24 protein-coding genes and 1 tRNA gene are annotated in these 24,728 nt (G+C 69.7%); 12 read left to right on the plus strand and 13 right to left on the minus strand.

Annotation, left to right across the window (positions count from 1 at the left end):
- Positions 1 to 65: 65 nt before the first annotated feature.
- The 4 genes from ACIDOF_RS12275 to pknB all read left to right on the plus strand — a co-directional run bounded on the left by ACIDOF_RS12275 (position 66) and on the right by pknB (position 6,664).
- Positions 66 to 1,562: a Stp1/IreP family PP2C-type Ser/Thr phosphatase gene (locus ACIDOF_RS12275; protein ID WP_409005849.1), complete on the plus strand. Its 1,497-nt coding sequence runs from the start codon at positions 66 to 68 to the stop codon at positions 1,560 to 1,562.
- 21 nt (positions 1,563 to 1,583) lie between these two features.
- Positions 1,584 to 3,005 carry an FtsW/RodA/SpoVE family cell cycle protein gene (locus ACIDOF_RS12280; RefSeq protein ID WP_409005850.1) on the plus strand — a complete coding sequence of 474 codons (1,422 nt, stop codon included), beginning with the start codon at positions 1,584 to 1,586 and terminating at the stop codon, positions 3,003 to 3,005.
- Positions 3,002 to 4,465, plus strand: a complete 1,464-nt coding sequence (locus ACIDOF_RS12285; protein WP_409005851.1) for a peptidoglycan D,D-transpeptidase FtsI family protein — start codon at positions 3,002 to 3,004, stop codon at positions 4,463 to 4,465. Before ACIDOF_RS12280 ends, ACIDOF_RS12285 begins: the two co-directional genes overlap by 4 nt.
- A gap of 159 nt (positions 4,466 to 4,624) precedes the next feature.
- Positions 4,625 to 6,664 (plus strand): Stk1 family PASTA domain-containing Ser/Thr kinase, encoded by a 2,040-nt coding sequence (gene pknB, locus ACIDOF_RS12290; protein ID WP_409005852.1) that lies wholly within the window; start codon positions 4,625 to 4,627, stop codon positions 6,662 to 6,664.
- Positions 6,665 to 6,825: 161 nt separating this feature from the next.
- On the opposite strand, the gene ACIDOF_RS12295 is transcribed toward pknB, so the two are convergent.
- From ACIDOF_RS12295 to ACIDOF_RS12320, 6 genes are all read right to left on the minus strand, one after another.
- Complete coding sequence (locus ACIDOF_RS12295) at positions 6,826 to 7,587, minus strand: class E sortase (RefSeq protein WP_409005853.1); 762 nt, start codon at positions 7,585 to 7,587, stop codon at positions 6,826 to 6,828.
- Positions 7,588 to 7,678: 91 nt separating this feature from the next.
- Complete coding sequence (locus tag ACIDOF_RS12300) at positions 7,679 to 9,022, minus strand: class E sortase (RefSeq protein WP_409005854.1); 1,344 nt, start codon at positions 9,020 to 9,022, stop codon at positions 7,679 to 7,681.
- A complete protein-coding gene (locus ACIDOF_RS12305; RefSeq protein ID WP_409005855.1) occupies positions 9,019 to 9,657 on the minus strand; it encodes an aminodeoxychorismate/anthranilate synthase component II in 639 nt (212 codons plus the stop codon). The genes ACIDOF_RS12300 and ACIDOF_RS12305 overlap by 4 nt, the downstream gene beginning before the upstream one ends.
- Positions 9,654 to 9,866 (minus strand): hypothetical protein, encoded by a 213-nt coding sequence (locus ACIDOF_RS12310; RefSeq protein ID WP_409005856.1) that lies wholly within the window; start codon positions 9,864 to 9,866, stop codon positions 9,654 to 9,656. Before ACIDOF_RS12310 ends, ACIDOF_RS12305 begins: the two co-directional genes overlap by 4 nt.
- 98 nt (positions 9,867 to 9,964) lie before the next feature.
- Positions 9,965 to 10,720, minus strand: coding sequence for a class E sortase (locus ACIDOF_RS12315; protein WP_409006088.1), 756 nt, complete (start codon positions 10,718 to 10,720; stop codon positions 9,965 to 9,967).
- Positions 10,721 to 10,774: 54 nt separating this feature from the next.
- A complete protein-coding gene (locus ACIDOF_RS12320) occupies positions 10,775 to 11,605 on the minus strand; it encodes a DUF881 domain-containing protein (protein ID WP_409005857.1) in 831 nt (276 codons plus the stop codon).
- A gap of 146 nt (positions 11,606 to 11,751) precedes the next feature.
- Here ACIDOF_RS12320 and crgA point away from each other — a divergent pair, with 146 nt between their 5' ends.
- The gene (gene crgA / locus ACIDOF_RS12325; RefSeq protein ID WP_282536866.1) at positions 11,752 to 12,009 is read left to right on the plus strand and encodes a cell division protein CrgA; all 258 of its coding nucleotides are present in this window, start codon (positions 11,752 to 11,754) and stop codon (positions 12,007 to 12,009) included.
- A gap of 384 nt (positions 12,010 to 12,393) precedes the next feature.
- Here the strand turns inward: crgA and ACIDOF_RS12330 are convergent, their stop codons facing one another.
- Entirely contained in the window at positions 12,394 to 13,275 is an 882-nt protein-coding gene (locus ACIDOF_RS12330) for a rhomboid family intramembrane serine protease (protein WP_409005858.1), read from the minus strand.
- Positions 13,276 to 13,438: 163 nt separating this feature from the next.
- Complete coding sequence (locus tag ACIDOF_RS12335; protein WP_409005859.1) at positions 13,439 to 13,972, minus strand: peptidylprolyl isomerase; 534 nt, start codon at positions 13,970 to 13,972, stop codon at positions 13,439 to 13,441.
- 251 nt (positions 13,973 to 14,223) lie between these two features.
- On the opposite strand from ACIDOF_RS12335, the gene ACIDOF_RS12340 reads away from it, so the two are divergent.
- On the plus strand, positions 14,224 to 14,997 hold the full coding sequence (locus ACIDOF_RS12340; RefSeq protein WP_409005860.1) for a DUF5324 family protein: 774 nt from the start codon (positions 14,224 to 14,226) through the stop codon (positions 14,995 to 14,997).
- An 84-nt stretch (positions 14,998 to 15,081) separates the two neighbouring features.
- On the opposite strand, the gene ACIDOF_RS12345 is transcribed toward ACIDOF_RS12340, so the two are convergent.
- A tRNA-Ala gene (locus ACIDOF_RS12345) sits at positions 15,082 to 15,154 on the minus strand.
- Between the two features lie 160 nt (positions 15,155 to 15,314).
- On the opposite strand from ACIDOF_RS12345, the gene ACIDOF_RS12350 reads away from it, so the two are divergent.
- Both ACIDOF_RS12350 and ACIDOF_RS12355 read left to right on the plus strand, forming a co-directional pair.
- Entirely contained in the window at positions 15,315 to 15,863 is a 549-nt protein-coding gene (locus ACIDOF_RS12350) for a helix-turn-helix domain-containing protein (protein WP_409005861.1), read from the plus strand.
- Between the two features lie 82 nt (positions 15,864 to 15,945).
- Entirely contained in the window at positions 15,946 to 17,379 is a 1,434-nt protein-coding gene (locus ACIDOF_RS12355; protein ID WP_409005862.1) for a serine/threonine-protein kinase, read from the plus strand.
- 22 nt (positions 17,380 to 17,401) lie between these two features.
- Here the strand turns inward: ACIDOF_RS12355 and ACIDOF_RS12360 are convergent, their stop codons facing one another.
- Together ACIDOF_RS12360 and ACIDOF_RS12365 are read right to left on the minus strand one after the other, a co-directional pair.
- Positions 17,402 to 18,805 (minus strand): hypothetical protein, encoded by a 1,404-nt coding sequence (locus tag ACIDOF_RS12360; RefSeq protein ID WP_409005863.1) that lies wholly within the window; start codon positions 18,803 to 18,805, stop codon positions 17,402 to 17,404.
- A 237-nt stretch (positions 18,806 to 19,042) separates the two neighbouring features.
- Positions 19,043 to 19,171 (minus strand): DLW-39 family protein, encoded by a 129-nt coding sequence (locus ACIDOF_RS12365; protein WP_010467770.1) that lies wholly within the window; start codon positions 19,169 to 19,171, stop codon positions 19,043 to 19,045.
- A 304-nt stretch (positions 19,172 to 19,475) separates the two neighbouring features.
- On the opposite strand from ACIDOF_RS12365, the gene ACIDOF_RS12370 reads away from it, so the two are divergent.
- The 4 genes from ACIDOF_RS12370 to ACIDOF_RS12385 all read left to right on the plus strand — a co-directional run bounded on the left by ACIDOF_RS12370 (position 19,476) and on the right by ACIDOF_RS12385 (position 22,255).
- The gene (locus ACIDOF_RS12370) at positions 19,476 to 19,859 is read left to right on the plus strand and encodes a DUF6344 domain-containing protein (protein ID WP_409005864.1); all 384 of its coding nucleotides are present in this window, start codon (positions 19,476 to 19,478) and stop codon (positions 19,857 to 19,859) included.
- 633 nt (positions 19,860 to 20,492) lie between these two features.
- Complete coding sequence (locus ACIDOF_RS12375; RefSeq protein ID WP_409005865.1) at positions 20,493 to 21,281, plus strand: GntR family transcriptional regulator; 789 nt, start codon at positions 20,493 to 20,495, stop codon at positions 21,279 to 21,281.
- A gap of 3 nt (positions 21,282 to 21,284) precedes the next feature.
- Complete coding sequence (locus tag ACIDOF_RS12380; RefSeq protein ID WP_409005866.1) at positions 21,285 to 22,046, plus strand: glycosyltransferase family 2 protein; 762 nt, start codon at positions 21,285 to 21,287, stop codon at positions 22,044 to 22,046.
- Positions 22,047 to 22,084: 38 nt separating this feature from the next.
- Positions 22,085 to 22,255 (plus strand): hypothetical protein, encoded by a 171-nt coding sequence (locus tag ACIDOF_RS12385; protein ID WP_409005867.1) that lies wholly within the window; start codon positions 22,085 to 22,087, stop codon positions 22,253 to 22,255.
- A 3-nt stretch (positions 22,256 to 22,258) separates the two neighbouring features.
- On the opposite strand, the gene ACIDOF_RS12390 is transcribed toward ACIDOF_RS12385, so the two are convergent.
- Complete coding sequence (locus ACIDOF_RS12390; RefSeq protein WP_409005868.1) at positions 22,259 to 23,179, minus strand: FkbM family methyltransferase; 921 nt, start codon at positions 23,177 to 23,179, stop codon at positions 22,259 to 22,261.
- Between the two features lie 199 nt (positions 23,180 to 23,378).
- Positions 23,379 to 24,593, minus strand: coding sequence for an amidohydrolase family protein (locus tag ACIDOF_RS12395; RefSeq protein WP_409005869.1), 1,215 nt, complete (start codon positions 24,591 to 24,593; stop codon positions 23,379 to 23,381).
- Positions 24,594 to 24,728 lie beyond the last annotated feature (135 nt).

Raw genomic sequence — 24,728 nt, forward strand, 5'->3', positions numbered from 1 at the left:
CGCGAGCGGAGCGAGCGAGCCGACGCGGCCCACACGACGGGCCCGAGCACGCTCCCGACCGGAGGGTGGGCACCGTGCGGATGTACCCGGAGCCGACGGGCGAGGTGCGCATGAGTCTGTCACTGCGCTTCGCCGCCGGATCGCACAAGGGAATGATCCGGGAGGGGAACGAGGACTCGGGTTACGCCGGTCCGCGGCTGCTCGCGATCGCCGACGGCATGGGCGGTCAGGCGGCCGGTGAGGTCGCGAGCTCCGAGGTGATCTCCACGCTCGTGCAGCTCGACGACGACGTGCCGGGCTCGGACATCCTGACGTCGCTCGGCGACGCCGTGCAGCGGGCCAACGACCAGCTGCGCGTGATGGTCGAGGAGGACCCCCAGCTCGAGGGCATGGGGACGACGCTGACGGCGCTGCTGTGGACGGGCCAGCGGCTCGGCCTGGTGCACGTCGGCGACTCGCGGGCGTATCTCCTGCGGGACGGCGTGCTGACGCAGATCACGCAGGACCACACGTGGGTGCAGCGGCTCGTCGACGAGGGCCGGATCACCGAGGAGGAGGCGACCACGCATCCGCAGCGGTCGCTCCTGATGCGTGCGCTGGGCAGCGGCGACCATGTCGAGCCCGACCTGTCGATCCGTGAAGTCCGCGCCGGCGACCGGTACTTGATCTGTTCCGACGGCCTCTCCGGTGTGGTGTCGCACCAGACGATGGAGGAGGCCCTCGCCAGCTATCAGGGTCCGCAGGAGACCGTGCAGGAGCTGATCCAGCTCGCGCTGCGCGGCGGCGGCCCGGACAACGTGACGGTGATCGTCGCGGACGTCCTGGACATCGACAGCGGTGACACCCTGGCCGGCCAGCTCGTCGACACCCCGGTGGTGGTCGGCGCGGTCGCCGAGAACCAGCTGCAGCTGAGCGACAACGGCGCGATGCAGACGCCCGCGGGCCGCGCGGCCGGCCTGGGCCGTCCGGTGCCGCCGCAGCCGAGCGGCGGTTTCGGCCCGCCCGGATCGGCGGAGCCGGATGCGTACGTCCCGGAGGGCTCCTTCGGTGCGTACATGGAGCAGGACTTCGAGAAGCCCCGGCGGCGCGGGAAGTGGATCAAGCGGTCGCTGCTGATCGCGCTGGCGCTCGCGGTGGTCGGCGGCGGTCTCTACGGGGCGTACTACTGGACGCAGACGCAGTACTACGTCGGTGCGAAGGACGGGCATCTGGCCCTGTACCGGGGCATCAACCAGGACTTGGCGTGGGTGAACCTCTCGCGGCTCGAGGAGGAGCACCCGGAGGTCGAGCTGAGCTGTCTGCCGAGTTTCCAGCGCACGAAGCTCGAGGAGAAGGGTCTCGACCCGACGACGCTCGAGGACGCCCGCCGCAAGATCTCCGAGCTGACGGCGGACTGCCGGGAGGCGCAGGAGCGCAAGGCGGAGGAGGAGTCGAACGCCGCGACCGGTGAGGGCGAGGCGGGCGGCACGTCCGGCGCGACGAAGGACGGCAAGGACGCCGCCGAACAGCAGAGCACGAAGTCACCGACCCCACGCGGCAGCGCGACCGCCGGTCAGCAGTAGGCGCAGGGGGCCTTCCTAGCCATGAGCAGTACGACACACACGTCCACCATTGGAGCGATCGGGGCACCGAGCCGCCGTAACACCGAGCTGGCGCTGCTGGTCTTCGCAGTGGTCATCCCGGTTTTCGCGTACGCCAATGTGGGCCTCGCCATGAACGACGAGATGCCGACGGGCATGCTCGGGTACGGGCTCGGGCTCGGACTGCTCGCGGCGGTCGGGCACTTGGTGGTGCGGAAGTTCGCTCCGTACGCGGACCCGCTGCTGCTGCCGTTGGCGACGTTGCTCAACGGGCTTGGCCTGGTCCTGATCTGGCGTCTCGACCAATCCGAGCGGCTGCAGCAGCTGCAGAAGAACGCGTTCGGTGCGTTCAATCCGGCTGCGCCGAACCAGCTGATGTATTCGGCGCTCGGTATCGCCCTGTTCGTGGCGGTGATGCTGATCATGAAGGATCACCGCATCCTGCAGCGCTTCACGTACATCTCGATGGTCGTGGCGCTGATGCTGCTTCTGCTGCCGCTGGTTCCGGGCCTTGGAACGGACCAGTTCGGCGCGAAGATCTGGATCCGGATCGGCGGGTTCTCCATTCAGCCCGGTGAGTTCGCGAAGATCGTCATCGCGGTGTTCTTCGCCGGCTACCTGATGGTGAAGCGCGATGCGCTGGCGCTCGCGAGCCGTCGTTTCCTCGGGCTCTACCTGCCGCGTGGCCGTGACCTGGGCCCGATCCTGGTGATCTGGGCGATGAGCCTGCTGATCCTGGTCTTCGAGAACGACCTGGGTACGTCGCTGCTGTTCTTCGGCATGTTCGTGATCATGCTGTACGTGGCGACGGAGCGGACGAGCTGGATCGTCATCGGTCTGGGCATGTCCGTGGCGGGTGCCGTGGCTGTGGCCTCGTTCGCCAGCCATGTGCAGGCGCGTGTGGACGCCTGGCTGGACCCCTTCGGCTGCTATGCGACGTCGGGTGCGTGTGAGCAGATCGGCCAGTCGATCATGGCGTTCGGCTCGGGCGGTGTGCTCGGTACGGGTCTGGGCCAGGGTCATTCGGACCTGATCGGCTTCGCGGCGAACGCGGACTTCATCTTCGCGACGATCGGCGAGGAGCTGGGTCTTGCGGGTGTGATGGCGTTCTTGCTGCTGTACGCGCTGCTGATCGAGCGCGGTGTGCGTACGGCGCTGGCGGCTCGTGACCCGTTCGGCAAGCTGTTCGCGGTCGGTCTGTCCGGTGCGTTCGCGCTGCAGATCTTCGTCGTCGCCGGTGGTGTGATGGGTCTCATCCCGCTGACCGGTATGACGATGCCGTTCCTCGCTGCGGGTGGTTCGTCCGTCATCGCGAACTGGGCGTTGGTGGGTCTGCTGATCCGTATCAGCGACACCGCCCGCCGCCCCGCCCCCGCCCCCGCGCCGAACCCTGACGCCGAGATGACTCAGGTGGTGCGGCCGTGAACAAGCCACTGCGCAGGATCGCGATCTTCTGCGGTCTGCTGATGCTGGCGCTGCTGCTGCGGGACAACTGGCTGCAGTACGTGTCGGCGGACGAGCTGCGCACGCACGAGAAGAACCGGCGGGTGCTGATCGAGCGGTACGCGCAGAAGCGTGGCGACATCATCGTCGGGGAGAAGCCGATCACGGGCTCGGCGCCGACGACGGGCAGTGACTTCGCTTACAAGCGGACGTACAAGAACGGCGAGATGTGGTCGCCGGTCACCGGGTTCGCCTCGCAGGCGTTCGGGGCCACGCAGATCGAGTCCCTGGAGGACGAGATCCTGACGGGCAACGACGACCGCCTGTTCTTCCGGCGCACGCTCGACATGATCACCGGCAAGAAGCAGGGCGGCGGCAATGTCGTCACGACGCTGAACGGCCGGGCGCAGAAGGCGGCGTTCGAGGGCCTCGGCTCGAAGAAGGGCGCGGTCGCGGCGATCGACCCGTCGACGGGCGCGATCCTGGCGCTGGCGTCGACCCCGTCGTACGACCCGTCGACGTTCGCGGGCAACAGCGAGGACGATCAGAAGGCCTGGCAGCGGCTGGAGAAGAACCCGGACAAGCCGACGCTGAACCGGGCGCTGCGCGAGACGTACCCGCCGGGCTCCACGTTCAAGGTGGTCACGGCGGCGGCCGCGCTGGAGCACGGGCTGTACGACGACCCGGACGAGAAGACGGACTCCCCGCTTCCGTGGACGATGCCGAACACGAACACGGAGCTGAAGAACGAGGGCCCGATCCCCTGCAAGAACGCCTCGCTCCGTGAGGCGCTGCGGGTGTCGTGCAACACGGTCTTCGGCAAGGTCGGCTCGGACCTCGGCAAGGACAAGATGCTGGAGACGTCCCAGAAGTTCGGCTTCAACAAGGAGCAGTTCATTCCGGTGCGGTCGTCGGCGTCCAACTTCCCGAAGGAGATGGACAAGCCGCAGACGGCGCTGAGCTCGATCGGCCAGTTCGAGACGGCGGCGACGCCGCTGCAGATGGCGATGGTCGCGTCGGCGGTCGCGAACGACGGCACGCTGATGGAGCCGTACATGATCGACGAGCTGCAGGCGCCGAACCTGGACGTGATCGAGAAGCACGATCCGAAGACGCTGAGCGAGCCGCTGTCGAAGCCGAACGCGCAGAAGCTGCAGGAAATGATGGAGACGGTCGTCTCACAGGGCACGGGTTCCAATGCCCGCATCCCGGGTGTCACGGTGGGAGGCAAGACCGGCACCGCGCAGCACGGCGTCGACAACAGCGAGAAGCCGTACGCCTGGTTCATCAGTTACGCGAAGAACCCGGACGGCGGTTCGCCGGTGGCGGTCGCCGTGGTCGTCGAGGACAGCGACGCCGACCGCGGTGACATCTCGGGTGGCGGCCTCGCCGCCCCGATCGCGAAGAACGTCATGAAGGCAGTCATCGACAGCAAGAAGTGACAGCGGAAGTGACGTCGGTCACGGCGGTACCGGTCCTGTATCAGGTCTCGCTCACGGCCAGATCATGCTCGGACGGGCCGGTACGGTATCCCGGGACAGCACACCGCCGGACCACACAAGGGTGCGGTCGGGACTGACGGAGAGGGCTGGTAGGTAGCTATGGAAGAGCCGCGTCGCCTCGGCGGCCGGTACGAGCTGGGCCAGGTGCTCGGCCGTGGTGGCATGGCGGAGGTCTACCTCGCCCATGACACTCGCCTCGGCCGCACCGTCGCCGTGAAGACGCTCCGGGCGGACCTCGCCCGCGATCCGTCGTTCCAGGCCCGGTTCCGCCGTGAGGCCCAGTCCGCCGCCTCGCTCAATCATCCGGCCATCGTCGCGGTCTACGACACCGGCGAAGACATGGTGTACGACAACGGCGGCGGTGCCGGCGTCTCGATCCCGTACATCGTGATGGAGTACGTCGACGGCTCCACGCTCCGTGAACTCCTGCACTCCGGGCGGAAGTTGCTGCCCGAGCGGGCCATGGAGATGACCATCGGCATCCTGCAGGCGCTGGAGTACTCGCACCGCGCCGGCATCGTGCACCGTGACATCAAGCCGGCGAACGTCATGCTGACGCGCAACGGCCAGGTCAAGGTGATGGACTTCGGCATCGCCCGCGCCATGGGCGACTCCGGCATGACGATGACGCAGACGGCGGCCGTGATCGGCACCGCGCAGTATCTGTCGCCGGAGCAGGCCAAGGGCGAGCAGGTCGACGCGCGCTCCGACCTGTACTCGACGGGCTGCCTCCTCTACGAGCTGCTGACCGTGCGCCCGCCGTTCGTCGGTGACTCCCCGGTCGCGGTGGCGTATCAGCACGTACGGGAAGAGGCGCAGCCGCCGAGCACGTTCGACCCCGAGATCACGCCCGAGATGGACGCGATCGTGCTGCGGGCCCTGGTCAAGGACCCGGACTACCGCTACCAGTCGGCGGACGAGATGCGGGCCGACATCGAGGCCTGTCTGGACGGCCAGCCGGTCGCGGCGACGGCGGCGCTCGGCGCGGTCGGCTACGGCGGCGGTCACCCGGACGACCAGCAGACGACGATGCTGCGCCCGCAGAACGGCGGCGGCCAGACGTCGATGCTGCCGCCGGTGAACCCGGACGACGGCGGTTACGGCTATGACGACCGCCCGCAGCGCAGGCGCGAGCGCAAGGGCACCACGTCGACGATCCTGCTGGTCCTCGCCGGTCTGCTGGTCCTTGTCGGCGCGGTCCTGATCGGCACGCAGGTGTTCGGCGGCAAGGGCGGCGCGGACGACGGCAAGGTCGCCGTGCCGGACCTGGTGGGCCTGACGTTGAAGGAGGCGGAGCAGCGGGCGAAGAACGCCGATGTGACGCTGGACGTCGAGCGCAAGCCGTGCGAGGACATGGCGAAGAACAAGATCTGCAGCCAGAACCCGGAGTCCGGCGAGGTCGACAAGTCCTCGGCGATCGACGTGGTCGTGTCGACGGGCGCGCCGAAGGTGGCCGTGCCGAACGTCATCGGTGACGACATCGACGAGGCCCGCGAGCGGCTGGAGAGCGACAAGTACGGCCTGAACGTCGTGGAGAAGCCCAAGGAGTCCACGGAGCCCGAGGGCGAGGTCCTCGACCAGGACCCGGTGTCCGGCACGGAGCTGGAGAAGGGCTCGACGGTCACGCTGACCGTGGCGAAGGAGCAGGAGCAGAAGACTGTTCCCGACGTGGTCGGCCAGCAGGTCGACGCGGCCAAGCAGCAGCTGACGGCCAACGGCTTCGAGGTGGACACGCAGGAGGTCCCGAAGGACGACGTTCCGGCGGGCCAGGTCGTGGAGCAGACCCCGAAGGGCAACACGCAGGCCGTGCCGGGTTCGACGGTGACGCTGACCGTGGCGAAGGCCGCCGAGCAGGTGCCGGTGCCGGCGCTGACGGGCCAGAAGCTGAAGGACGCGAAGAAGGCCCTGGAGGACGCGGGTCTCACGCCCGGCAACGTCACGAGCGGCCCGCAGGAGCCGGACGCCGTGGTGATGATGACCGACCCGCCCGCCGGTACGCAGGTGCCGGGCGGCACGACCGTCAACTTCATGACGGCGCCCGGCGGGGAAGGCAACGGCGGCAACGGGGGCAACGGCGGTGACGACGGCGGCGGAATCTTCGGCGGCCCGTCCGGCTTCAGCACCCGCAGGGGCGACTGAACGAAGTAGCTGAACGTTGTAGCTGTACGAAGTAGCAGAAAGGCTCCCGGCCGTCTCCGAGATCGGAGGCGGCCGGGAGCCTTTCTGTGGGAGCCCGCCGGACCCGCGCGACTCAGCCGGACCCGCGCGACGAAGCCAGAGCCGCACAACTCAGCGTCCGCTCAACGGAGTTCCTTCGGCGGCGTGCGCTCGTTGTCGACCTTCTCGACGCGGTCCAGCTCGCCCCACACCACGTAGCGGTACGTGGACGTGTAGACCGGCGTGCACGTGGTGAGCGTGATGTACCGGCCGGCCTTCTTCTTGCCGGACTCCTTGGGGACCTCGTCGAGGACGTCCACGTTGAACTTCGAGGTCTCGGTGAGCTTCGCGAAGACCTTGTACACGTACCACTTGTCCTTGGACTCGAAGACGATCGCGTCGCCGTCCTTGAGCTTGTCGATGTTGTGGAACTTGGCGCCGTGGCCGTCGCGGTGGGCGGCGAGGGAGAAGTTGCCCTTGTTGTCCTCGGGGAGGCCGGACTTGACGGGCTTGGTGTAGTACCCGGCGACGCCGTTGTTGAGGGTCTTCGGGTCGGTGCCCTTCTTGACGAGGATCTCGCCGGCCTTCATGCCCGGAACGTGCAGGAAGCCGATGCCGTCCTTGGTGTCGAGGGCGCCGGGGCCGCCGGCCCAGCGGTCGCGGACGGCGTCGCCCTGCTTGCGGGCCTCCTGGTCGGCCTGGACGTTGGTCCACCACAGCGAGTAGACGACGAAGAGGCCGAGGATCAGCCCGGCGGTGATGAGCAGTTCACCGAAGACGCTGACGGCCGCGGCGATCCGTCCCGTACCGGACCGTCGCCCGGACCGGCTCCCCGAGCGCGTTCGGCGCCTCGGCGCGGGCTGCGGGCTCTCGGTCCGCTCGTCCTGGTCGGTGGTGGCTGCCACGGCTTCCCGCCCCGTCAAGTGAAGTGAAGTGGATGAAGTGGAAGTGCGGTGAACCGAATTCGGTTCCGGTCGCGTGGAGTCGGTCCGGTGGTCAGCGGACCAGGGCGTCGGGTTTGCCCTTGCTGCGCGGCCGTTCCTCGACCATCTTGCCCCACACGATCATTCGATAGGTACTGGTGAATTCCGGGGTGCACGTGGTCAGCGTGATGTACCGCCCCGGTTCGGTGAATCCCGAGCCCTTGGGGATGGGGTCGATGACCCCGGTGTTGCTCGGGCTGGTCTGCGGCAGGATGCTCTGCATCGCGTACACGTAGTACTTGTCCTGGGTCTCGACGACGATCTCGTCGCCCTTCTCCAGCTGGTTGACGTAGCGGAACGGTTCGCCGTGGGTGTTGCGGTGGCCGGCGACGGCGAAGTTGCCCTTCTTGGCGCTGGGCATCGCGGTCTTCAGGGCGCCTTCGGCGTAGTGGCCGACCATGCCGCGGTCCAGGACGCGTTCCTTGTCGATGCCCTCGGCGACGGGGACGACCACGTCGAGCCGCGGGATGTGCATGATGGCGAACCCCTGCCCGGGTTCGAAGGCGCCGGGCTTGCGCTTCCCGTTCGCCCAGTTCTCCTGGATCCTGCTCGCTTCGCTGCCCGCCTCCTGCCCGGCGCGGACGTTCGTCCACCACAGCTGGTACGCGACGAACAGCAGCATCAGCACGCCGACGGAGATGAACAGCTCACCCACGGCCCGGCTCGCCACGACCGCGGGGCTGGGTCTCCTCGCCCGCTCGGCCCGCCGCGCTTCGACGCGCGACAGCGGCTTGCCGTCCGGCTTGGTCTCGGGCTTCGCCGCCGCGGCCGCGCCCGTGGGACGCCGCCGCCGGCCCCCGCCACCCCCGCGCCGCGCGGCCTGCTGAGCGGCCCGCCGCCGCGCGGCCCGCCCCTCCCCGACGGGCGCGGCGGTCGCCGTTTCGTCGGCGGCGGCCTTGCGGGTGTCGGCGGTACGCAGCCCTACGGTCTCGTCGTCGACGACGGGCGGGGTGGCGGGCTCGTCGTACGTGGGCGCCTGCTCGGCGGGCTCGTACGGCTGCGGCTCCACGGCCTGATACGGCTGCGGCTCCACGGCTTCGTACGGCTCATACGTCTCGTAGGTCTCGTACGTCTCGTACGGCGTCGGACCGTAAGGGTCCGGTTCCGGGGCCGTGTAGAGCGCCGAGCTCTCGTACGGCTCAGGCTGAGGCTGAAGTTGAAGCTGCAGCTGGTCCTGGGGCTCCGGGGACGCGGGGGCCGCGCGGAACCACGGGGAGGGGTGGCCGCCGGCGGGCAGCGGGTCGTTGAGGGGGTCGTCCATGCGGTCGACCGCCGCCTCGAACGCACCGGCGTCCCCGTACGCAGGCTCCTGCTCGTACGGGGCGCCGGACTCGCGCTCGGGGCGGGTGGCGGTCACGCCGAGGCCCTGCCCACGACGGGTGCCAGCCCCGCCGATCGCGCCACCGCCTCCGCGTCGCCGCACTCGACCAGCCAGTTGGCGAGCATGCGGTGGCCGTGCTCGGTGAGGACCGACTCGGGGTGGAACTGCACGCCCTCGACGGGGAGTTCACGGTGCCTGAGGCCCATGATGATGCCGTCGTCGGTACGCGCGGTGACGCGCAGCTCGGCCGGCACCTGCGCGGGCTCGGCGGCGAGCGAGTGGTACCGGGTCGCGGTGAACGGCGAGGGGAGGCCGGCGAACACGCCCACGCCCTCGTGCAGGACGGGGGACGTCTTGCCGTGCAGCAGCTCGGGCGCCCGGTCGACGACCCCGCCGTACGCCACGGCCATCGACTGCATGCCGAGGCAGACGCCGAAGACGGGCACGCCGGTCGCGGCGCAGTGCCGGACCATGTCGACGCAGACACCGGCCTGTTCGGGTGCGCCGGGCCCGGGCGACAGCAGCACGCCGTCGAACCCGTCCTGCGCGTGCGAGGTCGCCACCTCGTCGTTCCGCACGACCTCGCACTCGGCGCCGAGTTGGTAGAGGTACTGGACGAGGTTGAAGACGAAGCTGTCGTAGTTGTCGACGACGAGGATCCGCGCGCTCACCGGGAGACCTCCACCAGGGAACCGGAGACCGCGCCCATGCCCGCGCCCATGCCTTCGTCCACCGTCACGTCATTGAACGGAAGCAGCGGCTCCGCCCACGGGAAGACGAACTGGAAGAGGAGGAAGACGACGCCGACCACGAGGACGGCCGAAATCAGCGCTTTGAGCCACGTGTTGCCCGGCAGATGCCGCCAGATCCAGCCGTACATGCTGTCCGCAGTCCCTTCCCACGCCCGTGGCCCCGGTGGCCCCGTCGGCCAGTCGGCCTACGCCACCAGCCTAAGGGGCGGCGCCCCGTGTCCGTGGGTCAGCTTCGCAAAGCCTCGGGCTTCCCCTCCTCCACCGGCTGGGTCGCGTCCAGGTGCGCCCAGACGATCAGCCGGTGACTGTGCCCCCACTCTGGCTCACAGGTCGTAAGGGTGAGGTAACGGCCGGGCCCGTCGAAGCCGGACTTGCGGGGGACGGGGTCGATCACGCCGATGTCGGTGGGCAGCGTCTTGAGCGGCTTCGCGGTGATGCGGTACGTGAACCACGTACTGCCGTCGGTCAGGACGACCGGGTCGCCGGCCCGCAGCTTCGGGAAGTCCTTGAACGGGTCGCCGTAGGTGCGGCGATGGCCGGCGACCGAGAAGTTGCCGCGCTGCCCGAGCTGGGCGGTCGAGTCGTAGTGGCCTAGGCCCCTCTTGAGGGTCTCGGTCTTCGTGCCTTCGAGCACGGGCTTGTTCCACGTGGAACCGAAGCGGGGGATGTACATGACGGCGAAGGGCTTGCCGTCCTGGTAGGCGGGCGGGGAGGGCGGCCCCTCCTCGACGCCCGCCCCGGCGCCCCCGTCGAGCCCTTCCTCTGCGCTCTCTTCCGCCTCCCCCACGCCCCCGGCCTCCGCTCCCGGCTCACCGGCGGGCACGGACCCCCGCGCCCACTCGCTCTGCAGCCGGTCGATCTGACGGTCCATCGCCCCGTCGGCCTTCACACCGGTCCAGAACAGGACGTACGCGACGAACAGCACGATCAACGTGCCGACGGTGAGGCACAGTTCGCTGAACGTCCTGACGAGCACTCGCACCGACACGGTCCGGCCCCTCCCGAACGGCCGCCCCGCGAACGGCTGCGGCTACGGCTACTCCACGGGCTTCGCGTAATGGAGATCCACTGTGCCCGAGTAGCCGGGAAGAGTCATCGCCCGGTGCTCGTCGACTTTCCAGCCGAGCCCGTAGGCGTTGACGTACAGCATGTAGTTCTGGATCTCCGGCGAGGCGGTGAGCGCCTGCCGCAGCTTCTCGGGCTCGCCGACGGCGGTGACCTTGTACGGGGGCGAGTAGACGCGGCCCTGGAGGATCAGGGTGTTGCCGACGCAGCGGACGGCGCTGGTGGAGATCAGCCGCTGGTCCATGACCTTGATGCCCTTGGCGCCGCCCTTCCACAGGGCGTTGACGACGGCCTGCAGGTCCTGCTGGTGGATCACCAGGTCGTTGGGCTGCGGCTCGGGGTAGCCGGGGATCTTCGCGGTGGCGTTGGGGGGCGCGTCGGTGAGGGTGACGGAGACGGCCTCGCCCTTGAGCTTCTTCGTGCCCGCGTTCTTCTCCAGGGCCTCCAGCTTCGCCGCCTCGGCCTCGGAGCTGCCGCTGTCCCGCTCGGCGAGGGCGTCGACGTCCTCGCGGAGGGTGCCGTTGGCCGCCTCGAGCCGGCCGTTCTTGTGGCTGCGCTCCTGGATGAGGTCGGACAGCTTGAGCATCGAATCGTCGGTACGGATGTTCGTACCCTTGGCAGTGTTGAAGCTGGTGAAGAAGATCAGCCCGGCGAGCGCGAAGACGGCGGCCGTCAGCAGCCGCACGGGACGCAGACCCCGCTTGCGACCAGGGGCGTCGGTGGACTCGTCGGTGGACTCGTCGGTGGACTCGTCGGTGGCCCGGTCGGTGGCCTCGTCAAAGGAGTCGGCAGAATTGCTCAACGTACCCTTACTCCTTACGGCGCGGCGGAAGCACTACGCTAACGGACGCTTGGGGGAGAGCATCGGCCCCCATCGACGTCCCCGCCCGGCGCCAGCCGAACCCGTTCCCTGCGCGGCCACGCAGCGCATCGACAGGAGAAACCCTCGTGCCGAAGTCACGTATCCGCAAGAAGGCCGACTACACGCCGCCGCCTTCGTCGAAGCAGGCGGCCAACATCAAGCTGACCAGCCGCGGCTGGGTGGCCCCCGTCATGCTGGCGCTGTTCCTGATCGGCCTGGCGTGGATCGTCGTCTTCTACGTGACGGACACGCGGCTGCCGATCGAGGCGCTCGGCAACTGGAACATCGTGGTCGGCTTCGGCTTCATCGCGGCGGGCTTCGGCGTCTCCACGCAGTGGAAGTAGCGCGCGCCGACGCGGTGGCAGGCTGCGCCGAATAGCGCGTCCGGGCCCTGCGGCGCAAGCCCTGCCCCGAGCTATCCACTGAGTTATCCACAGCCGTTTCCACAGCCGGGGAAAACTACGAAGATCTGTGGATAACCCCTGTGGCGTTGACGCCGGTACGACCGCGCATCCGCCCTGCGGAACCTCGCACGCCCCTTGTCCTTCCTGGGAAAACCCAGGTCAGCGACAAGGGGCACTGCTGTTCCCCACAGCATGCACAAGATCCGCCACACGCTGTGGACAACTTTGGCCACAGCGTGTGCACAACCGTCCACCAGCGGTGAACGAACCGGTTTTCCCCGGATCTCCACAGGCCCGGTGCCGCCCGCGCACAGGCCCACGACCTCAGCTCAGCTGCGCCGTCCTGACGATCACCAGGGCGAGCACGATCAGCACCATGAGCCCGCACGTCCCCCACTGCACGAGCGCCCGCCGCTCGCGGGGCGCGTGCACCAGCCCGTACGCGACGGCGATGCCGGCGACGAGCCCGCCGACGTGCGCCTCCCAGGCGATGCCGGACCAGGTGAACGTGAAGACCATGTTGAGCGCGAGCAGCGCCAGCACCGGCCGCATGTCGTAGCTGAGCCGACGCATCAGCACGGCCGTCGCGCCCATCAGGCCGAACACCGCGCCGGAGGCGCCGAGCGAGGGCTGCAGCGGCGAGGCGATCAGATAGGTGAGCGCACTGCCGGCCAGGCCCGAGATCAGGTACAGCGCGAGATACCGCACCCGCCCGAGCGCCGCCTCCAGCGGACCGCCGAGCCACCAGAGCCCCAGCATGTTGAACGCGATGTGCCAGATCTCCTCGTGCAGGAACATCGAGGTGACGAGCCGGTACCACTCACCGCTGGCGACGCCCCACGGGAAGTACGCGGCGCCGCCGACCAGGAACAGCTCGGTGACCAGTTCGGGCTTCACCGACACCAGCACGAACACGGCGACGTTCAGGCCGATGAGGATCTTGGTGATCAGCCGGGTGTCGGCGGCCACGGCGCCGCCCGCGATCGTGCGCGGCTGGTTCGCCGTGGGCGCGTGCCCGGTGCCCGATCCCTCGCGTACACACGTCGGGCACTGGAAGCCGACCGAGGCGCTGACCATGCACTCCGGGCAGATCGGCCGCTCGCAGCGGGTGCAGCGGACGCCGGTCTCGCGGTCCGGGTGGCGGTAGCAGCCGGGCAGGCCGGACGCGTTCTGCGGCTCCTGCGGACTGCCGGGCGCCTGGTCCATGAGTCCCCTCACTCTCCGTACGGACGGCACGGGTACAACGCACCGCCCCGCTCATCCCTACGGACGAGCGGGGCGAAAAGGTTCCCGGCGAGGCGCTGCGAGGGCCTGCGAGGCGCTGCGAGGCCCTGCGGGACCCGGGCAGGGCCCGGCGGGACGGGCAGGCTCAGCTCTCGCGGGTCTCGATCACGACCGACTCGATGACGATGTCGTTCACCGGGCGGTCGGTACGCGGGTTGGTCTGCGTGGCCGCGATGGCGTCGACGACCTTCTTGCTCTCGTCGTTCGAGACCTCGCCGAAGATCGTGTGCTTACGGGTCAGCCAGGCGGTCGGCGAGACGGTGATGAAGAACTGCGAGCCGTTGGTGCCCGGGCCCGCGTTGGCCATCGCGAGAAGGTACGGCTTGTCGAAGGCGAGCTCGGGGTGGAACTCGTCCTTGAACTCGTAGCCGGGGCCGCCGGTGCCGTTGCCCAGCGGGTCGCCGCCCTGGATCATGAAGCCGCTGATCACGCGGTGGAAGACCGTGCCGTCGTACAGCTTGTCCGTGGACTGCTTGCCGGTGGCCGGGTGGGTCCACTCGCGCTCACCCTTGGCCAGCTCCACGAAGTTCTTGACCGTCTTCGGCGCGTGATTCGGGAACAGCCGGATCTCGATGTCGCCTTGGTTGGTCTTCAGGGTGGCGTAAAGCTGCTCAGCCACGATCTGCCTTCCGTTGCCTTCTCTGACGCCCCGAATCCTCCCACGGATCGCGGCCCCGCGAAGGAAAGGGGCCGGATGCCCCGGTTCCGCTGACATCAGCGGCGCACATCGGGTACTCGGGTTTCCTGAGTGGGCATGAACGGATATGACCCGGATGCCCGCCCGCGCATGCCACCCCGTCGCCCGACGGGCATGATCCGACAAAGGGTGGAAAGGTGAAAAACCGGTACGCCACCGAGGAGGAGGAACCCGTGACCCGCATCGACAGCGCGCGCGCCGCGGCCAGCTCGGCGAAGGACAGCGTGCGTCACGCCGCGGAAGTGGTGGCGCCCTACGCCGACACGGCCAAGGACCGGGCGGCGCTCTACGCCGATACAGCCAAGGACCGGGCGGCGCTCTACGCGCACGAGGCCCGCGTACGGCTCGCGCCGAAGATGTCCGACGCCGCCAGGGAAGCCGCCGAGCAGGCCCGCACCCAGTACGAGGCCCATCTCGCCCCGCGCCTGGAACTTGCCCGTACGCATGTGCCGCCGACCCTGGACCGGGCCGCGCGGCAGACCAGGCGGGCGGCCCGCCAGGCGGCGGACGCGGCCCGTCCGCATGTGGAGCAGGCCGTCGCAGCCGCCCAGCCGATGGCCAACGAGGCGGCGGCGCGGGGCAGCGCCGCGGTGTCCGCGCTGCGCGGGCAGGTCTCGCCGAAGGAGATCGAGCACCTGGTCCGCAAGCACCGCCGCCGGGCGTTCGCCGGGCGGGCGCTGAAGCGGATCGGGATCGTCGGCCTGGTGGGCGCCGCCGCGTTCGCCGCGTGGAAGTGGTGGGACAAGCAGGCCAACCCGGACTGGCTCGTGGAACCGCCGGCCCCCACCGAGGTGCCGGACTCCGCGCGCCTGTCCTCGGTCGACGGCAGCCGCGGCCGGGACGACCTGGACCCGGAGGTCCGCGCGAAGCAGGACGAGGCCGAGGCGGACGCCGGGCAGCGCGAGGGCGGCGACTGGACCCCGCAGCGCCCGGAGGACCGCGGCTGAGCGGAGGCGGGCCGGGCACACACGAACGCCGTGGGGCGGAGGATTCGATTCCTCCGCCCCACGGCGTTCGTGCTGTTGAAGCTGTGGAGCCTAGGGGAGTCGAACCCCTGACATCTGCCATGCAAAGACAGCGCTCTACCAACTGAGCTAAGGCCCCGGAAACGGCTGATCCGACCGGAAGAAGCCCGGCCGGTCGTTCACCGCAGACCAGAGTACCGGGTCTTCCCCCGAGTCTCGCAAAAAGATTGGGGGTCCCGGTGAACGACCACTCTCCGTAAGATGCTCGGCGAGGTTCGCAGCAGCGAAGGGGAGACGCCATGGACACCGCACAGCAGGAAGCCACCGCAAGAGCCAGGGAGCTGCAGCGCAGCTGGTACGGGGAGCCTTTGGGGGCGCTCTTCCGGCGGCTCATCGACGACCTGGGCCTCAACCAGGCCCGGCTCGCGGCGGTCCTGGGTCTCTCGGCGCCGATGCTCTCCCAGCTGATGAGCGGCCAGCGGGCCAAGATCGGCAATCCGGCGGTGGTCCAGCGGGTCCAGCACCTCCAGGAGCTGGCCGGCCAGGTCGCCGACGGCAGCGTCAGCGCCGCCGAGGCCGCCGAGCGGATGGAGGAGATCAAGAAGTCGCAGGGCGGCTCGGTCCTCACCAACGCCGGGCAGACGGCGATCAGTTCGGGCGCTCCGACGGTCAAGCGCGTGGTCCGCGAGATCCAGTCGCTGCTGCGCTCCGTCTCGGCCGCGGGCGACATCATCGAGGCCGCCGACGCCCTCGCCGTCTCCCACCCCGAACTGGCAGAGTTCCTCAAGGTCTACGGCGCCGGCCGCACCTCGGACGCCGTGGCCCACTACGAGGCGCACCAGAGCTGACCGAAAGCCTGCTGCCGAACCTGCTGAACGGTTTCAGCAGAAGCAGGCGGGCACGAGCCGGTACGAGGAGTGCAGCAGGGCCATGGGTGAGGTCTTCGCCGGCCGGTACGAACTGGTCGACCCGATCGGCCGCGGTGGCGCGGGTGCCGTGTGGCGCGCCTGGGACCACCGGCGGCGCCGCTATGTCGCCGCCAAGGTCCTGCAGCAGAGCGACGCGCACACCCTGCTCCGCTTCGTCCGCGAGCAGGCCCTGCGCATCGACCACCCGCACGTCCTGGCCCCGGCCAGCTGGGCGGCGGACGACGACAAGGTCCTGTTCACGATGGACCTGGTCAAGGGCGGTTCCCTGGCCCATGTCATCGGGGACTACGGCCCGTTGGCGCCGAAGTTCGTGTGCACACTGCTCGACCAGCTGCTCGCGGGGCTCACCGCGGTGCACGAGGAGGGCGTCGTCCACCGCGACATCAAGCCGGCCAACGTCCTGCTCGAGGCCACGGGCACGGGCCGGCCGCATCTGCGGCTCTCCGACTTCGGCATCGCCATGCGCAAGGGCGAGCCCCGGCTCACCGAGACCGACTACGTGGTGGGTACGCCGGGCTACTTCGCGCCCGAGCAGATGCTCGGCGAGGAGCCCGACTTCCCGGGCGACCTGTTCGCGGTCGGGCTGGTCGGCCTGTACCTCCTGGAGGGCGCCAAGCCGGACTCGAAGGCGCTGATCCAGCACTTCGCCGCGCACGGCACCCCGGACGCCCCGCAGGGCATCCCGGAACCGCTGTGGCAGGTCCTCGCGACGCTGCTGCAGCCGGACCCGGACGCGAGATTCCGTACGGCGTCGGGCGCGCGCAAGGCCCTGCACGCGGCCGCGGAACTGCTGCCGGAGCCCGGACCGGACGACGAGATCATCGAGGTCTTCGACCAACTCGGGCCGCTGCCGCCGGGGTTCGGCCCGGAAGGCCCGCTGAAGAAGCGCCCCGCCGCACCCCCGGCCGCGGGACCGGACGCCGACCACCACCCCAAGCCCCCGCCCCCGCCGTCCGTACCGCCGCCCCCGCCCACGACCCCGCCGCCCGCACCCGCGCGTGACGACGACTTCCGCCTCGCCCCGCCGACGGGCACGAACAGCGGGCCGTCCGCACCACAGCCGACGGCGACACCGACGCCGACGCCGACCCCGACTCCCGTGCCCCCGGCGCCTGTCGCCCCGCCGCAGCCGCCCACGCCACCCCCCACACCGCTGCCGCACGCCGAGCCGCCCACGCCTCCGACCGTCGCCCAGGACGAGCCGGGCCTGCGCTTCCCGGCGGACGGGCACACGTACCCGCTGACCCGCCCGTACCCGGCGCAGCCCGTGCCTGCCGTGCAACAGCCCGCGCAGGCCGTCGAGTCGATCCAGGGTGCGCCGAGGCCGCATCGGCGGAAGCGGCGTCCGGGCCCGCCCGTGAAGGTGGCCGTGCCGGTACTGCTGCTCGCGCTGCTCAGCTACGCGGTCGGCTTCTGGGCCCTGAGCCGGCTCTGACGGGCCGCGCAGCGGCGGTGCCTCACCGCGATGTCTCGTACTCCTCCACCGGCGTGCGCGGCACCGTCGTCTCCCTGGCCTCCCGGCGCGCGGCCGACCGGCGGGCGAGGACCGTCCACAGGGCCAGGACGAGGACGAGCCCGGTCCCCGTGCCGATCCCGGCCGTCGCCACCACCGCGAGCACCTGCCGGTCCGGTCCGCCGCCCGAGCCCGCCGCGGCCCCGGCGTCGTCGCCCCCGCCGACCTGGAACGGCCCCGCGTCCCCGTCGTACGCGACGTCCGTCCGCGGCTGACCGGTGACGCCGAGGCGGAGCGTCAGTCCGAGCCCGCCGTCGCCGTACTTCTCCCGCAGCTTCGGGTCGAGCGTCACCTGCACGTAGTACGAGCCGGGGAACCGCGCCTGCTTGGCCTCGGGCCGTGCCGCGTACCGGTTCTCGTACGCCACTGCCGCCAGCGGTTCGAGCGTGGCGGTGACGGGTTCGCCGCGGTAGCTCTCGCCGGTCGAGGTGACCGGGGTCCTGGCCGGGTTGTGGACGCTCACGTTCAGCGCCTTGGGCACGCCGCCGAGGACCCCGCCGCCGCCTTTCGCGCCCGCCAACTCGACCTGCGCGGACAGCTGTTGGCCCCAGTCGAGCGGCACCCGGTAGAACAGCGACTGGCCGGGCCTGATGCGGTCGCTCCACACGCCGTGCCCGAGGAGCCGCGCGTCGTTGAAGCCGCTGCCGCCCTCGGCCGCCTTCCCCGACCCGGTCGGCGCGGGCGGCGCCACCGGATCCTGCGCCTCCGCGGGCGCCTCGCTGGGCGCGTCCCCCGCGAGCGGCGGCTCGGCGGCCAGGCTCAGCTCGAGCCCCCAGTCGCCGCGCGCCGACTCGGCCCCGCTCTCCCGCTGGACGACGACGAAGTACGTGCCGGCCTCGCGGCAGCGCGTACCGCCCCCGTCGATCAGCCGCTCGGCGGTCGCCGCCAGCGGTGCCGCGTAGTCCGCCGCCCCGAACGAGGCCTTCCCGGACCCGCAGGTGTTCCCCGCCGCGTCCTGCAGCGTCACCGCGATCCGGTCCCCGTACGACACCTCCGCCCCGCCCGGCGGCACGGCCACGGCGGAGACGTACGCACCGGAGGCCGCGTCGAGCTGCACGCGGTAGTACAGCGTCCGGCCCGCGCCGATGGAACTGCGGTACGTGGACCGGGAGTCGAGCAGGTGCGCACCGGAGCGCCCGGCGGCCCCTTCGACCCGCTCCGCGCCCGGCGCGAACACGTACGAGCCCGGGTCGTCGGCCGCGTACGCTGCGTCGGCCGCGTACGCCTGCCCCGCGCGGCCCGCGAGCGGCCCGGTCGGCCCCACCGCTTCCGCCGCGGACAGTGCGACCGCACACGCCGCCGCCGTACCGAACCCCGCCCAGCGCCTGGTGCCGCGCAGCTGCATCACGTCCCCTCCGTCGTCGCCCGGCCGCGACCATCCTGCCCCGCGGGTCCCCGCACTGTCTGCGCCTGCATCCCTTTGCCCGTGCAAGGCAATCCTTCACTCCGGCAAATCACCGGGGCGCCCCGCGAGGCCGGCCGCCGCGCGCGTGCGACGCGTACAACACGAACCCCCGCCCGGCCACCGCAGCACAAAGCCCCGGCCGCTTGGAGCGACCGGGGCCTGCGAAGAGCGTTAAGGGACTCACGAACCTGCGGGCACGGAGTCAGTCGCCTCCGTCCACAGATCCTGCTCGGCGCGATCCGCCTGGATCTGGCGGTACACGAGGAGCCCGCCGATGGCGGCCAGTGCGACCAGGAGAAGCTTCTTCACCGCGCTACCTCGTCTTTCCTTGACGTAGGGGACCTCTGGCGCCCGACTATACACACCGACCGATACCGATCGGTGACCTGCTGCCGGACCCAACTCCCGCCCCGTACGCAGCAGTAGAGGCCCTCACGGTCCGCACCGAACCCCCCACAGAACGTAGCCTTTCGCCCCTTTTATGTGCTTTGCGTCCATACGGGTGGTGTTCATCCGAAGATCCGCGAATCACGGTTCGGCCTCCCGCACTTCTCGGGCCTCGTACACATCATGAGGAAAGTACGCAAATCCTCCGACCCGAAAGTGAGGGATCGTGGCTACCAACAAGGTCACACGTATCTGGTCCGTCGTCGTCGCCGCCCTGCTGGCCTTCTTCGCCTCCCTGGGCCTCATCACCACCGCCTCCGCCGCCCCGGCCGTCCCGCAGCAGGACAGCAGCGGCAACAGCGCCACCGAGACCCCGGCCAAGGCGCCGTACGTCTCTCCCGCACCGAAGGCGAAGCCGTACGAACTCTCCCGGCCGCCCACGATGAAGCAGCGCATCCACGCCGAGGCCCACGGCACGTCCCCCAACAGCCGCGGTCTGACCCTCCCCACGCCCCTCTCCGACGTGAACCAGGTCAACACGGCCACAGAAGCGGACACGATCACCCGGGACCGCGTACGGCCGGCCACCTCCGAGGAACTGGCGCTCTGACCACCACAGCGGGCAGAGCCACCCACGACGTACCCCTCCAGATCCACCAGAAGTACGAGCAGTACGAGCAGTACAAGCAGCACGAGGCAGTACGAGCAGCACACGCAGTACGAGCAGCACACGCAGTCCGAACAGCACGAGGCAGTACGAGCAGCACACGCAGTGCAAGCAGCACACGCAGTACAAGCAGTACTTGGCAGCACGAGCGAACCCCGAAGTACCTGTCCCACCTGCAGCACAACCAGCAGCCAGCACCCTGAGGTGCACCCCCGGCCTGCCCGGAAACCGCACCACGAGCGCAACGATCCGCCCGGGGCCTACGCCCCCGAGGCACCAGCCGGCCCAGCCTTGCCGGATGACCCTTCTGAACGTACGCAGGACCGCACCACCGGCCAGTGACCGGAAGCCCTTCTCCCCACAGGGAGAACCGAGAACCACAGGACCCCGCGCCACAGGTGGCCAGACAGCTCAAGCCCGTTCCGGAGACAGCCCTCCGGTGGACGGGCCGTCACGCACGCGCGCCGACCTCCCCCACGGGAACGGTGCGCTCAGCCATGCCCACACCAGCACTCGTCAAGTCCTCTTGAGGAGTCGTAGGCTGAGTCGCGTCGCACGACGGAACGGTGGGATCAGATGGCGAAGGCCTACGAGAAGATCGCGAACGACCTACGTGAGCAGATCCGCGCAGGCCAGTACGGACCCGGCGACCGTCTGCCCTCCGAGTCCGACCTGATCGAGAGCACCGGCCGGAGCGGGCCCACGGTCCAGCAGGCCATCCGTGTCCTTGAGGCCGAAGGGCTCGTCGAGAGGCGCCACGGCATCGGCACGTTCGTACGGACGCGGCGCACGCCCGTCCTCCGCGACAACTCCCGGCACCAGTGGGAGAAGCGACGTGCCCACGCCTCCAAGGAGGAGCGCCTCGAAACCGGCGCGACCGAGCACGACACGGGCCTTGAGGTGAACGACCTCGTCTTCCACGCCTCGTACCGCGAGGTCGAGGCCACCGAGGACATCGGCGAGGCGATGGGCGTCGACGAGGGAACGCCGCTCGTCGAGCGCACGTACCGGACGCGGTACAGCGCCGAGCGCTACCCGTTCAGCCTGGTGACCTCGTACCTGATCCGGAGCCTCGTCGCGTCCAACCCGGACCTCCTGGACGAGACGAACGAGCCGTGGCCCGGCGGCACGATGAACCAGCTCGACACGGTGGGCATCGAGATCGACCGCGTCGAGGAACACGTCACCGCCCGCCCGCCGACGCCCGAGGAGGCCGAGGAACTGGGCCTGCCGCCCGGCACCGCGGTGATCGTGCTCCGCAAGAAGCAGTACGACACCGAGGACCGCGTCGTCGAGATGTCCCACGTCACGCTGCCCGGCGACCGCACGGAACTGCTGTTCACGACTCACTTGGAAAGGTGGTGAGCCGTGAGCCGGCGCATCATCATCGTCACGGCCGTACACGCACCGTCGGCGCGCTTCCTCTCGGACGCCTACAAGTCGCTCTGCGCACAGGAGTTGCCGGAGGGCTGGGAGTGGCACTGGCTGATCCAGGAGGACGGCAAGACCGACGAGGTCGGGCCGCACGTCCCCGACGACGAGCGGATCACGTTCCGGCAGGGTCGCCCCGGCGGCCCCGGCGTCGCCCGCATGATGGCGCTCGCCAACGCCGACGGCGAGTACGTGAAGGTCCTGGACGCCGACGACCAGCTCCCGCCCGGCAGTCTCGCCCGCGACCTGGCGGCACTCGAAGCGGACCCGAGCCTCGGGTGGGCGACGTCCCGCGTGCTCGACCTCATGCCGGACGGCACGACCGTCGGCTTCCCCGGCGACCCGGAGCCGGGCCCGATCGAGCGCAAGGCCGTCATCGACTACTGGGCCTCGCACGACTACCGCGCCCAGGTCCACCCGGCGACGCTCTTCGTCCGGCGCGATCTGCTCCTGGCGGTCGGCGGCTGGATGGCCCTTCCCGCGTCGGAGGACACGGGCCTCCTCCTTGCCCTCAACTCCGTTGCCCGCGGCTGGTTCTCGCCGGAGGTCGGCCTCTGGTACCGCAAGTGGGAGGGCCAGGTGACGGGCCAGTCCGCACACGTGGACACGGCCGAACGGGACGCCCGCATGTCCGTGGTCGAGGCGAGAGCACGCGCACTGGACAGCTTCCAGTGGCGTTACCCGCCCAACTCGGCCTGACCGAGCCTCCTTTGACCGATTGAGTTCGAGGTCCGTAAATGCTGTACAAGATTCTCGTCTTCGCCGTGTGGTTCGTCATCCTCGCGGCGGTGAACAAGTTCCTCATCGGTCCACTCTGGGGCGAACTCGCATTCACTGCCCTTTCGGCGGGAGCGATGGTCTACGTCCTGGGAAGGATCGACGGCGGTCCGCGCTCTGAAGACGCTTAGTTCCTACGCCAGCTCCGCCGCATCGACCCGCGAAAAGATCAGCTCCGTCTCCCCGCTGATCGGCTCCCGCCACCGAACCGGAGCCGCAGGGTGCCGCATCGCGCGCGGGTAGCTGTCGGCCGAGTACTCGGTGGGCAGCCGGTAGACGTGGAACCCGTGTTCGCGCATGACCTCCAGCAACTCCTCGACATGGTCCCCGAGTTGCTCCATCCGATCGGGAGTCACCTCGACCGCGATCTCCACGTCCTCCCGGAGCTTCCCGAGAAGCGGTGCCAGTCCGCGGATGACGCTCCCCTCGGCGCCCTCCACGTCGATCTTGATGACTCGGGCCCGGGCCACCTCGTCCGGCTCCAGGACCTCCGCCAGCGGAACCGCCTCGATCTCGAACGCCGACTCCGCCACCCCCTCGTACGGGACGATCGAGTTGGCGCCCATGTTCTGCGAGCTGGCGAGGACGAAGGTCAGCGTCTTGTGCTCGTCCGAGACCGCGGTGTTGACCGCCCGGATGTTCCGGCAGTCGTTGAGTTCCGCGTGCTGCAGCACCCGGCGGTGGAAGGCGGGCGAGGCCTCGATGGCGACCACGCGGCCGGAGCTGCCGACCAGCCGTGAGCCGAGTACGGAGAAGGCCCCGATGTTGGCGCCGACGTCCACGAAGACGTCGCCGGGCCGAAGCCGGCTCTGCAGCCAGCCGGTCATGTGGGGCTCCCAGACGCCGAAGAGGTAGAGGTACCTCTGGATCAGGTCGCGGGTGTCCACGGCGAATCTCGTACCGAAGCCGCTCTCCACCACCCTGCGACGAGGGTGCTCCTTGAGATACGGGTTCAGCCAGTGCTCAGCAGCCCACGCCCGCCCCCGGCGGCCGACGCCGCTCCGCACGTACCGCCGCCCCAGCGTGACCGCGTGCTCTGTCAGAGGGTTGCTCATTCGCTCGCTCTCGCTCGGAGCCGACCCCGCCCTGGTCGTCGCGGGAATCCGCTCTGAGCTCCCACGTTACTCAGCCGGGGCGACCGCCGTCGCCGTGTCACCGTTCCCGCCGCGCATCGACGGCGGGCGCGGCTATGGCTACGGCTACGGCTACGGCTACGGCTACGGCTACGGGCACGGGCACGGCCAAAGGGAACGACTACTGGTCCAGCGGCAGGTCAAGCATCCGGATCGCGTTCCCCCGCATGAGCTTGTAGATGACGTCGTCCGGCAGCCCGGCGACATGCTCCTCCGCGACCTGCTTCGTGTGCGGCCACGTCGAGTCGACGTGCGGATAGTCCGTCTCGAAGGTCGCGTTGTTCACGCCCACGGTCTCGATCGCGTCGATGCCGTGCTTGTCGCGGAAGAAGCAGCAGAAGATCTGCCGGTAGTAGTACGAGGACGGCGGCTCGGGGATGAGGTCCTTCACGCCGCCCCACGCGCGGTGCTCCTCCCACACGTCATCGGCGCGCTCCAAGGCGTACGGGATCCACCCCATCTGCCCCTCGCTGTAGGCGAGTTTGAGCCTCGGGAACTTCACCAGGACCCCGGAGAACAGGAAGTCCATCATCGAGGCCATCGCGTTGTTGAAGGAGAGGCTGGCCTGCACGGCCGGAGGCGCGTCCGGGGACGCGGCGGGCATCTGGCTCGACGACCCGATGTGCATGTTCACGACGGTCCCGGTCTCCTCGCAGGCCGCGAAGAACGGGTCCCAGTAGCCGGAGTGGATGGACGGCAGCCCGAGGTACGTCGGGATCTCGGAGAACGTCACCGCCCGCACACCACGGGCAGCGTTGCGCCGAATCTCGGCGACGGCCAGGTCGACGTCCCACAGCGGAATCAGGCACAGCGGAATCAGCCGTCCCCCGCTGTCGCCGCACCACTCCTCCACCATCCAGTCGTTGTACGCCCGTACACAGGCAAGCCCGACCTCCTTGTCCTTGGCCTCGGCGAAGGTCTGCCCGCAGAACCGCGGGAACGTCGGGAAGCAGAGGCTGGCCTCGACATGGTTCAGGTCCATGTCCGCCAGGCGCGCCTTCGGGTCCCAGCACCCCCTCCGCATCTGCTCACGCGTGATCCCGTCGAGCGTCATCTCGTCCCGCGAGAAGCCGACGGCCGCGATGATGCGCTTGTACGGGAAGATCTCGCCCTCGTACTCCCACCAGTCCGTGATCTGGCCGTCCGGGTCCGTCGTGAACTTGTACTTCCCGCCGACGTACGCGAGCTCGCCGATGCCGGCCGTGAAGGGCTTGGGCCCACGGTCCCGGTACTTGCCGGGGAGCCAGCGCTCGAAGAGGTGAGCGGGCTCGATCACGTGGTCATCGACGCTGATGACCCGGGGGAGTTCCTTGGTGCCGATCTCGGTGTTGACCACTTGCGTGCCCCCTACCTACCAGCCTGTTCGGCGGCTCGAATCTGACGACCCATCAGATGCAGACTAAGGGCCCCCTGTGTCGACAGCAACCGTCACGCCCGCCCCGACCCCTTGCGGTATCGATGCGAACGCAGT

It is taken from the genome of Streptomyces sp. Da 82-17, from assembly GCF_046098215.1.
Classification (GTDB): Bacteria; Actinomycetota; Actinomycetes; order Streptomycetales; family Streptomycetaceae; genus Streptomyces.